Raw genomic sequence first — 10,147 nt, forward strand, 5'->3', positions numbered from 1 at the left:
TGGTTATGGTTTTACTTTTGACGGAGCAAATTATAACTTTTTATGATGCTGTTCAAAAATCACTCATGAAAGATCAACACGCCATAATAATTGTACAAAATCTTCTTAGGCTGAATTTTTTATCCACCATCTTATACTTGGTATATTTTTTGCTGTCGAGCAACTTCTTGCTTGATTCGAGCAACTTCTTGCTCGTATTAGGTAAGATCTTGCTCAGCTAGCATATTAACAAACCCTTAAGCTATTGAAGTGTATGACTTTTCATTTTGGCATAGTTCTTGATTTAGAGTTGGGTGTTTTTACACCCAAACCACAAGGATTTTACTATGCCAACTCCATGTTATATCTCTATCGACGGTGAAACTCAGGGTCTTATCACTGCTGGTGCTTGTACTGCTGATTCTATCGGTGACTCTTACGTTGAAGGTCACGAAGATGAGATGCTGGTTCAAAAGTTTGATCACGTTGTTACAGTACCAACCGACCCTCAATCTGGTCAGCCTTCGGGTCAACGTGTTCACAAACCGTTCCAATTTACTGTGTCGCTAAATAAAGCAGTACCACTGCTGTACAACGCACTTTCTTCTGGTGAGAAGATGAAGACCGTTGAATTGAAATGGTACCGCACGTCTATCGAAGGCAAACAAGAGAACTTCTTCACTACTAAACTCGAAAACGCATCTATCGTCGATATCCAGTGTGAAATGCCACACTGTCAGGATCCGGCAATGTCTGACTTCACCCAAAACCTAACCGTCTCTATGTCTTACCGTAAGATCACTTGGGATCACGTTAACGCAGGTACGTCTGGCTCAGACGACTGGCGTAAACCAGTCGAAGCTTAATCGCTTTGATTTTCTGAGGCTTCCCTCGGGGGAGCCTCAGAAAACCTTAACTTCAAATTATCAATCCGTTAGTAATTTGCGTTTAAGGTTTTTGTGTTTAGGGTTAACGATAGGAGAGACGCAATGGCGACATTAGCGTACATCATTGAGGTAGAAGGACTGAGCGACGATGCTTTGGTGGTCACCAAGTTCGATGGACAAGAGTCCTTGTCTGCTAGTATGTTCGGTCAAAGGCCCTGTTACGGGTTTTGCTACCAGATTGAGTTAGCCAGTCGTTTACCTAACTTAACCCCAGAGCAGGTGGTTGATCGGGCGGTCGAGCTGCGCATGTATCGTAACCGTATCTTGGTTCAACGAGTACACGGCGTGGTGCGCGCGTTTACCCAAGGGGACATTGGTCACCACCATACCTTCTATTCATTGACCCTTGTGCCTGCTTTAGAGCGCCTCTCTCTGCGTCACAATAGCCGTATCTTCCAGCACCAGACCACGTCCGACATCATCGCGACGCTACTGCAGGAGATGGGCATTAATGATTACGCTTTCTCGTTAGCGCGCGAGCTGGCTCAGCGCGAGTTCTGCGTTCAATACCGTGAAAGCGACCTCGACTTCCTGCATCGTCTCGCAGCAGAAGAAGGCATGATCTATAGCTTTATCCATGAAGCTGGAAACCATACTCTGGTCTTCAGTGATTCCAGTGCTCTGTTACCTTCATTGGCTGAACCTGTCCCGTACAACGGGCAGGCTGGCGGTGTCAGTGATGTGCCTTATATCAAAGGCTTCCGTTACCAATCTGAGGCTCACGTTGCCGAAGTTGAACTCAAAGACTACAGCTTTAAAAAGCCAGCGTACTCCTTTAGTCAGTCGGCTCAGGGGGCTGAAATAGATTACCAGCAGCCGACTTACACACATTTTGATGCCCCGGGGCGTTATAAAGATGACCTCAATGGCACTGCGTTTACTCGCACCCGTTTAAACTACCTACGCCGCGATGCCCAGTTAGCTGATGGTAAGAGTAACGAGTTCTTAATTCGTGCAGGCTATAAATTCACCCTCAGTGACCACCTCAATCGCGCCTTTAATCGCGATTGGTTACTGGTTCGCGTCAGTCACCACGGCGAGCAGCCTCAGGCTTTGGAAGAAAAGAGCGGACATGGCGCAACAACCTACAACAATCAGTGGCAAGCCATTCCAGGCCATATCAACTGGCAAGCCACACCAGAAATCAAACCAATCATTGACGGCCCGATGATCGCAACGGTCGTTGGTCCAAAGGATGAAGAAATTTTCTGTGATGAACATGGGCGGGTGAAAGTGCACTTCCACTGGGATCGTCATGACAACAGTCCAGAGCATAGCTCTTGCTGGGTACGCGTATCCCAAGGCTGGGCAGGCAGTCAGTACGGCATGATGGCCATTCCGCGCATCGGCCATGAAGTGATCGTATCGTTTTTAAATGGCGATCCAGATCAGCCGATCATTACTGGCCGAACCTATCATATCACCAATACACCACCTTACTCGTTGCCAGAGAACAAAACCAAAACCGTCTTGCGCAGTGAAACTCACCAAGGTGAAGGCTTTAACGAACTCAGTTTTGAAGATCAGGCAGAGCAGGAGCAAATCTACCTGCATGCACAGAAGGACTTTGACTCCTTAATACTCAATGATATGACCACCCATGTTAAGCATGATCAACATAGCACAGTGGATAGCAACCACTTCACTCAGACAAAGAGAAACCACCACTTCACCGTTGGCGGAGAGAGTCGCACCCTAGTCAAACAAGATGTCACCTCAATTGTTGAGGGTAGCCTACATCAAAACATCGCACAGCTTCACGCCCTTAAAATAGGTAATGAACTACATATCAAAGCTGGTAAGAAGGTCGTCATCGAAGCCGGATCTGAAATGACCCTCAAAGTCAATGGCAGCTTTATAAAACTGGACTCGTCTGGCGTCAGCCTAGTTGGGTCAAAAATCAATCTAAACTCGGGCGGTAGCCCGGGCTTAGGGAGTGGTTACTCAGAGAAAAACGTTTTACCACCGAACGAGCTCGATGCCACGGCATCGAACCTTCCGCCGCCTAATCAACATAAAAATGAAGATATTGCTGAGAATACTATCGGTCCGGTGATAGCTGAACCACGAACGTTAGGTGGCAGCTCTAAGGGTAACGAAGAAAGCATAGGTAATAAAGGACTCTCGTCGCCTACTAAAGAAATGGAAAGCTCGGAGGCTCAAAAAGGCGAACAACGCGTTGTTCTGCAAGCGGGAAGTACGCCAGAAGTCGCGAAGGCTGTTCAACATTTAGCTGCTAAACATCCTGGTTCCACGATAGTAAAACTTAATCATGATGGTTCTTTACCGGATGTAAAGTTGGATACAACAGGCAAACCTTTAAAAGTGCTTGTCGTGGGGCATGGTGATACGAAAGATGGAAGTCCATCAAGTACTATTGGTGGGTTAAATGCAGAGCAAGTGAGTGCGCTTACACAAAGTATCGCGAACAAAACAGGCAACGAAAGCCCAGAAAGGGTATCTTTAGTGGGTTGTAATACGTGCAACTTAGCAAAAGAGGTTTCAGAACAATTACCGAACTCCAAAGTCACAGGACAAGATCGTATTGTGAAAGTGAATGATAACGGGCGGAAAGAGTCGTCAGATATAACCGATCCTAAGGCTCTACCAAATGGCGCGGAAGGGGGAAGAGAAAGCTGGTATGGAAAGACACATGAATTATATATAAAAAATATTAAAAACCTACCAGATATACAACCCTCAAAAATTAACGCAAAAGGGATAAATGTACCTGAAAGAAATTCACGTTTTCAAACATTAATAAGTAGCTCAAAAAAAGGCAGAGTTATACATATAAAATTACTTAAACAAAAAATAACTAATTGGGGAACAAGAAGCCAAGAAATTATGTATAATGAACTTGACTCAGTTGAACTTCCAGATGAAACACGCTCCGCTTTAGGCAGAGCTTTAAGCCGAAACCAAGCTTATACCGAAACAATGAAAAAAATATTAGATAATCCTGATGTTTATGAAGAAAAGTTCTTTTCTGAAACGCATCTTCTTGGTAACGATAATAAACCTCTTACAATTCTGATGAGCAATGAAAATGATGGAAATATGCATTTGGAATTGTCCATCTCTGAACCTGATAATTTAGTTGGTTCTTATACAAAAAAGCCAGGTACGATTAAAGGTGCAGGAGCACAAAATCGGATAAGGCGAATCAGTGATTTTAAACGAAAGATGACAGGTACAAGTAAGTTCTCTAAAAGTAAGGTTATGTCTAATCCGGAGTCTGAAGTTGCACAAAGAGACTTAAAACGTTTAGGTTTTCAACAATCTCTTTGTGACTAAACTAAAAGCAGCAAGCCGGTTCCAAAGGGTTCTGCCGCAAATTCTGATAAAGACGTGGCAGAGCCATTCTCCTCAAACAAAGCGAATGTGTTGACTAAGTGCAGTAATGAGCATCCGTGTGTCACCGATAGAAAAACGGGTAACTGTCAGATCAAGTCGAGCGCTAGAAACCTCTCTGAACTTCTCAACACAACCCTCCTCATGCACTCTGAAAACTGAGTAACTTGGACAGAAGGCTTTCTAAGTCAGCTCAACTATGATCAAGCCTGTGTCTTTAATTCACGATACTTCAAATGTCCTCCTGATAGATAAGACAACGTCAATCTTCGATGTTATCGACCCAGCCTTCATCCAGCGTCAATCGACTAAGCACTCTATCCATTAAATCTTTTATTTCAATTTGCTTAGTCCCGTCTGGCGCATGATGCTCCGCTGAGCGTTTTGCGTTCGTCAGGCTTTTCATAAAGATGGCTTCGTTGTCCATCACGACGTCTTTGGTGTTAAAGTAGATGACCTGATAGGTCGGCATTATTGATTCCCTTATATTACGAAGTACAGGTTTCAATATAGCACCGTTTAACGCTACAGGGCTCGAATTGATTGAGGAACTCTAATCAAAAATTGACTAGACAACCAACTGATTACCAAAGACTATGAAGATAAAGCGTACATCGTATAATGGCTATTACCTCAGCCTTCCAAGCTGATAATGCGGGTTCGATTCCCGCTGTACGCTCCATTCTAATGTTTCCTTTGCCTAAAACCTCGAACACACCTATTATAATCTCAAATCGAAACGCCATGTGAGTCCGCCCCTAATAAGTTCAATTATTACAGCATGGACATACACTTTCGCCGCGTATACTCAAACTTCGTCACATTATGTTTCTTTGGGTAAACCTAGCAAAATCGCTATCACGAAATCTTTGCCGAAACTGATAATGGGGGGGCAAACCAGTGTTACCCACACAGCAATTCTATCGCCTCACCACAAAGTTAACCAAGCGTATAACTGGCCATCCTTCTTGAAGTACCAGTGAGGCTATCTGACACTTCAATACGCTTCATAGTAGGAATCAAGCTGGCTTCTTTTTTCTTTAGTCGTGAAATATTACTGGCAATACGTTTACAGTTTAGAAATAAAATCCCGTCTAGTGGCGTGATAATATCGCCCGCTTTCAGACATTCGGTTAATGAGGTCATAGAGAGTGAACGAGTTAACCCATTGACTTTACGAGTAGCCATAAACTCACTCATATAAACTATGTCCTTTGGGATTATTTGTTCATCCCTAGAATAAACCATTCCGCTTTGCCTACCATTAATAGTTCGGTGTTCTTTGTAGACCACCGTTTCCTCTGCTATAGCGGCCATGGCTTGGGGAGCACGAGTAACAAAAAGGCGAAAAGGTAAATCTTCACTAGTAACATAATCAACCATATTAAAGGCTAATCTAGCACGGGCAAATTCACCAAGGTGCTTTTCCCGACAGATTTGTAATACTTGTTCCCATTGACAAGTTAAAGATAAACTTTCTTTGTTAGAACGAACTTTACAACTGTGAATATCGTAATGAATTTTTGTTGTCATCCTTGATCTCTAGATTGATTGCACAACTAGCACTAAATAAACTTTAGGCTCTACTCGTCACTCAATAATACTCTTCCCGTCAAATCTGTAAACAGAGTGAACTCAGTTCAGTTCGTTTTGGGTATACCTCATTAATCTTCCTCCCATTCAGATTGATAGATAAAGGTGATTAAAAACCTAAAATCAATAGAAAAATAAAAACAAACAATCTAACGCTCATTTTTCAACCAAAATAGTTTCTCACCAAACTATTGTCATGCACACAGTTGTAATAACAATTATCTATCATTTTGTATACTTTTTGATAGTTCGTGAAATCATCTATCAAAAGTACTATTATAAGTGTTAAATCAAAACATCTTAGAGATATTGATAGATTATGGAGAAAGTAGGATACGCTCGGGTCAGCTCAACCGGTCAAAGTTTGGACGTTCAGTTGGAGAAATTAAATCACGTCGGTTGTCAACGTATTTATCAAGAAAAGAGAAGTGGTCGAACCTCAAATCGTCCAGAGTTTCAATCTTGTATGAATTACCTTCGAGAAGGCGATACCTTAGTCATAACCCGTTTAGATCGCCTTGCTCGCTCTGTTGTCCATCTTGCACAACTCGCTAAACGTTTTGAGCAAGAAAAAATTAACTTAATTGTCATTGACCAAAATATCGATACCAGTACTTCAACCGGTAGATTAATGTTCAATATGTTGGCGTCGATCGCGGAATTTGAAAATGACTTACGCACAGAGCGACAAGCTGAAGGCATTGCCAAAGCAAAAGAGAACGGAGTGAAGTTTGGGCGTCCAGCTAAACTCAATGAGCAAATCTGTGATGCAATACACACCCGCCGAACCAAAGGGGCTACCATCGGCCAACTTGCTAAAGAATTTGAGCTTGGAGAGGCGACAATATATCGTGCATTAAAAATGGCAACGACAAAAAAGAACGATCCATATACCCAATTTGGTATTACAGGTTCTCTCTAGATTATAAATAACACATTCTGTGCCAGGGACGCTCAACCCTACAAATCACAACTAGGTGGTTTGATCTACTTTTTTCTTATCTGTGTAATGTCTGGTAAGTAAAGGCATTCCCAGTTCGTTATAAGGAACAACAATGCAATTGATTGAAGTAATCGATACTGCTGTAAAAATAGGACTCGGAGCCCTCATTTCTGGCGGATCTGCTTACGTCACTCAGAAGTCAAACCATAAGGCACACGCTCAAGCGGAGGCGAAGAAAACAGAGAAAGACTTGCTACTGGCTATATTATCTAATTTTGATACCTATACGAGAACACTGAACGATTTTCATGGGGTTTTGGATGGTACCAGGATTTCTGCTCGGAAATATGAGTTAGATGTAGAAGAGTGGGATGACCTTTGGTGTCATGTCTCAGATCATGCTGAGAAGCTATTCGAGATAGGTGATACATATACTGCCGCTTCCTCTCGACTGCGATTGCTTGGTTTGCATCAAGCATTAGAGAAACTTGAAGCGATTGGAAGACAAGAAGACGAATTACGACAGTTCTACAATCAAATTTCTAACCAAAAAGTCTACCCAAAAGAAGAATACTTACTTGAATGGCATGAGCAGTTTAGATTGAACAGGAATGCCTTTAATGAGGTTATGGCTAAGCATTATAGAAATTTAGTCAGAACATGATCAATGCACGACCACAATCGACTAAAGTGCCTAACACAAAGTACGTAACATCGTTTTGCCCCGTTTCTTGTTTGTGCTCTTTTATCAAAATCACTGTTGATATGATTTATCACTAGTAAAGCTAATCTAACAGTGATCCTGTTAAGCCTGCCGTATACCTCTACTCGATGTTACTAGCACTTTGATAAGGAAGATAGTGGTATATTGATAACTTAAGCACAACATACATCAATCTTAATGAATATTAATTACATTCAATGACTTACTGCGAAATTCTTAGTGTAATGTTGATGTGATAAAGAGAACTTTTTCAATATAAAGCTGTTCTATGTATTGAGCGGCATATCTCAACATTATCGTTAGATATCACTTAGTATCAGTACCTCGTACCATAGAGAGAGTGAAAAGATATTGAATTTTATGGATAGCTTTAACCCAACAGAGCCTGTAACGAAGCTTATCGAAAAAGTTTCAGGTGCAATTGGGGTGCTTTATGAGCCTACTCACACTGTCAAAATGGCTAAAGCGCAAGCTAAAGCACAAAAAATTGCGAAGCTCAGCGAAATCAAGTTGAAAGACATCGAGCAGCGTGCCCTTGTAAGGGTTCTTCAAGAAGAAGCGACCGCGCAGGAAAATATTGAAAATATCACTCTGCAAGCAACACATAGGCTTGCAGATGACGCTACCCCTGAGCACATCGATGATGACTGGCTCAATTTCTTTTACGATAAATGTAAAAAAGTATCCAACGAAGAAATGCAAACACTATGGTCAAATATTTTGGCTGGAGAGGCTAACAAGCCAAATACATTTTCGCGACGTGCTGTTGAAGCTGCATCATTATTGGACAAGCGCGAAGCGGAAATGTTTACGACACTTTGTCGTTTCTCTGCTGATATAATGGAACCATATGCTTTTATCTTTGATGGGAACCATCCTTTTGTTAGAGACGCTGGGCTAAGTTTTAATTCATTGATTGAATTAGAAGCTGCAGGTTTAATTAAGTTTAATACAGACAGTGGCTTTGCATTACAAAATAATGAAAGTCGTTCGACAATGGTAGTATTGGGGTATTTTGATAAAACTATAATGTTGAACGTACCTGTTGGTGTTAACGGGGTTCCCTATGGAGGTGTAATGTTCACAAATGTCGGTAAGCAATTGAGTAAAATTTGTGGCGCAAAACCTCTACCAGGATTTGCCGAATACTTAAAAAACATCTACTCAGATATGAACATTTCTGTACAGGAAAATTAACTCCTCCGATCGTATATATAATAAGCATTTAAGTATGATTCCCAACACTTGGCATTCTCAGTTCAAGGTTGGGTTTCGTGTTTAAGATGGAATGGATTAGGTTCGGTGGCGGTGTTGTACATTGTGGGGGGTTAGTGGAAAAAGTCGAAACATCCGAAGATTACGAAAAACTTGCTCGCAGAATGTATGAGGACATATTGGCACTTGAAGGTGTTGATAACATCGACGTACAGCACAACGTTAAGGTAAAAAGGCAAGTCTGGTGTAGAGCATCAAATTGACGTGTATTGGGAGTACAGGTATGCGGGGATATCGCATAAAGTTCTCATTGAATGTAAATACTATAGTCACAACGTTAGTCTTCTGCATGTTCGTAACCTTCACAGTTTGCTTACTGATATACCGAATAGCAGTGGAATCTTAACAACAAAAGGCTTTCAGTCTGGAGCAGACCAATATGCTTAGTTTTATGATATCGGCTTAAAACGAATTAGAGCGCCTGAAAATTCAGATTGGTGCTCAAACCCCAAGAACGAGAGGAGATCAGAGTAGCGTTATCAGCCAAAATGTCGTTGAGAGCTATAGCCCGTATGCTAAATCGTTCCCCTTCAACGATTTCAAGATAGCGATGCTACGCATCGAGCTAGGGCGCTGTTAATTCGTTGATACTCTTATCATTCAGAGTACGTTATCCTATCCTTACGTTCCCCTCCTCTAGATTTTTACGTGGTTCAATACTCAGGTCGTAGACGTCGCCACCACACACCAAAAGAATTTGTTCCCCGCGCAACGAAACTCCTATTTGAAAAAGACAATGCTTGGGAAAAGGTGCTTTGGAAACACGCTCAGACTTTTAGTCTCTGGCAAATCACCTGTGTTGAGCGAATGTTAGCGTGTGGCACCAACATGATGGGAGCCAAACACTACGATTGTGGTACGCCAGACTGTCCGCATACTAAGGTCATCTGCCAAAGCTGCAAGACGAAGGCTTGCAGCTCTTGTGGTACTAAATCCACCGAGCAATGGATACATACTCAACTAAATGTCATGCCAGACTGTGAACATCAACACATCACATTCACTATGCCGAGCGAGCTATGGCCTATCTTCGAAGCCAATCCAACATTACTCAATGATTTATTCTCTCTTGCGGCGGACACGCTGCTGAAGTGGGCAAAAAAGCATGGACTTGAGGTCGGGAGATTCGGAGCGCTTCATACTTATGGTCGAGCCCTTAATTGGCATCCACATATCCATTTATCGGTCACCCGTGGAGGGTTAGACAAACACCATTCCTGGAAACCTATCTACTTCAAAAAGAAGCATGTCGAATATCATTGGCGGCGTACTCTCATCAGGCTTCTCAGACAAAAATACAGCGACCTCAACTTATCCACATCGACCACCAAT

General features: G+C 42.2%; 10 protein-coding genes, 1 tRNA gene and 1 pseudogene. 10 read left to right on the forward strand and 2 right to left on the reverse strand.

Features of this window, described 5'->3' with window-relative positions:
• The first annotated feature begins 326 nt into the window (after positions 1–326).
• Complete coding sequence (locus ACU01J_RS20770) at positions 327–845, forward strand: Hcp family type VI secretion system effector (RefSeq protein WP_069669095.1); 519 nt, start codon at positions 327–329, stop codon at positions 843–845.
• A 123-nt stretch (positions 846–968) separates the two neighbouring features.
• The gene (gene tssI / locus ACU01J_RS20775) at positions 969–4,223 is read left to right on the forward strand and encodes a type VI secretion system tip protein TssI/VgrG (protein ID WP_481087361.1); all 3,255 of its coding nucleotides are present in this window, start codon (positions 969–971) and stop codon (positions 4,221–4,223) included.
• A gap of 319 nt (positions 4,224–4,542) precedes the next feature.
• Here tssI and ACU01J_RS20780 read toward each other — a convergent pair whose 3' ends face one another.
• Positions 4,543–4,752 (reverse strand): hypothetical protein, encoded by a 210-nt coding sequence (locus ACU01J_RS20780; protein WP_268667901.1) that lies wholly within the window; start codon positions 4,750–4,752, stop codon positions 4,543–4,545.
• Positions 4,753–4,887: 135 nt separating this feature from the next.
• On the opposite strand from ACU01J_RS20780, the gene ACU01J_RS20785 reads away from it, so the two are divergent.
• Positions 4,888–4,962, forward strand: a tRNA-Gly gene (locus ACU01J_RS20785).
• Positions 4,963–5,219: 257 nt separating this feature from the next.
• Here ACU01J_RS20785 and ACU01J_RS20790 read toward each other — a convergent pair.
• Positions 5,220–5,813, reverse strand: coding sequence for a hypothetical protein (locus ACU01J_RS20790; RefSeq protein ID WP_481087362.1), 594 nt, complete (start codon positions 5,811–5,813; stop codon positions 5,220–5,222).
• 379 nt (positions 5,814–6,192) lie between these two features.
• Here ACU01J_RS20790 and ACU01J_RS20795 point away from each other — a divergent pair, with 379 nt between their 5' ends.
• From ACU01J_RS20795 to ACU01J_RS20825, 7 genes and pseudogenes are all read left to right on the forward strand, one after another.
• A complete protein-coding gene (locus ACU01J_RS20795; RefSeq protein WP_481087363.1) occupies positions 6,193–6,795 on the forward strand; it encodes a recombinase family protein in 603 nt (200 codons plus the stop codon).
• A 133-nt stretch (positions 6,796–6,928) separates the two neighbouring features.
• Positions 6,929–7,480 (forward strand): hypothetical protein, encoded by a 552-nt coding sequence (locus ACU01J_RS20800; protein WP_481087364.1) that lies wholly within the window; start codon positions 6,929–6,931, stop codon positions 7,478–7,480.
• Between the two features lie 420 nt (positions 7,481–7,900).
• Positions 7,901–8,737 carry a DUF2806 domain-containing protein gene (locus ACU01J_RS20805; RefSeq protein WP_481087365.1) on the forward strand — a complete coding sequence of 279 codons (837 nt, stop codon included), beginning with the start codon at positions 7,901–7,903 and terminating at the stop codon, positions 8,735–8,737.
• Positions 8,738–8,814: 77 nt separating this feature from the next.
• A complete protein-coding gene (locus tag ACU01J_RS20810; protein ID WP_481087366.1) occupies positions 8,815–9,018 on the forward strand; it encodes a hypothetical protein in 204 nt (67 codons plus the stop codon).
• Between the two features lies 1 nt (position 9,019).
• A complete protein-coding gene (locus ACU01J_RS20815; RefSeq protein ID WP_481087367.1) occupies positions 9,020–9,202 on the forward strand; it encodes a restriction endonuclease in 183 nt (60 codons plus the stop codon).
• 65 nt (positions 9,203–9,267) lie between these two features.
• Positions 9,268–9,360, forward strand: a pseudogene (locus tag ACU01J_RS20820) (helix-turn-helix domain-containing protein); the annotation flags it as partial.
• A 103-nt stretch (positions 9,361–9,463) separates the two neighbouring features.
• The coding region (locus ACU01J_RS20825) for an IS91 family transposase (RefSeq protein ID WP_481087368.1) at positions 9,464–10,147 on the forward strand (684 nt) is incomplete at its 3' end.

The sequence above is a fragment of the Vibrio sp. 2433-A1 genome, from assembly GCF_056726085.1.

Coding starts and splice junctions, on each gene's coding strand:
- tssI (WP_481087361.1), top strand. CDS start 969: ATGGCGACATTAGCGTACATCATTGAGGTAGAAGGACTGAGCGACGAT.
- ACU01J_RS20800 (WP_481087364.1), top strand. CDS start 6,929: ATGCAATTGATTGAAGTAATCGATACTGCTGTAAAAATAGGACTCGGA.
- ACU01J_RS20770 (WP_069669095.1), top strand. CDS start 327: ATGCCAACTCCATGTTATATCTCTATCGACGGTGAAACTCAGGGTCTT.
- ACU01J_RS20780 (WP_268667901.1), bottom strand. CDS start 4,752: ATGCCGACCTATCAGGTCATCTACTTTAACACCAAAGACGTCGTGATG.
- ACU01J_RS20790 (WP_481087362.1), bottom strand. CDS start 5,813: ATGACAACAAAAATTCATTACGATATTCACAGTTGTAAAGTTCGTTCT.
- ACU01J_RS20805 (WP_481087365.1), top strand. CDS start 7,901: ATGGATAGCTTTAACCCAACAGAGCCTGTAACGAAGCTTATCGAAAAA.
- ACU01J_RS20795 (WP_481087363.1), top strand. CDS start 6,193: ATGGAGAAAGTAGGATACGCTCGGGTCAGCTCAACCGGTCAAAGTTTG.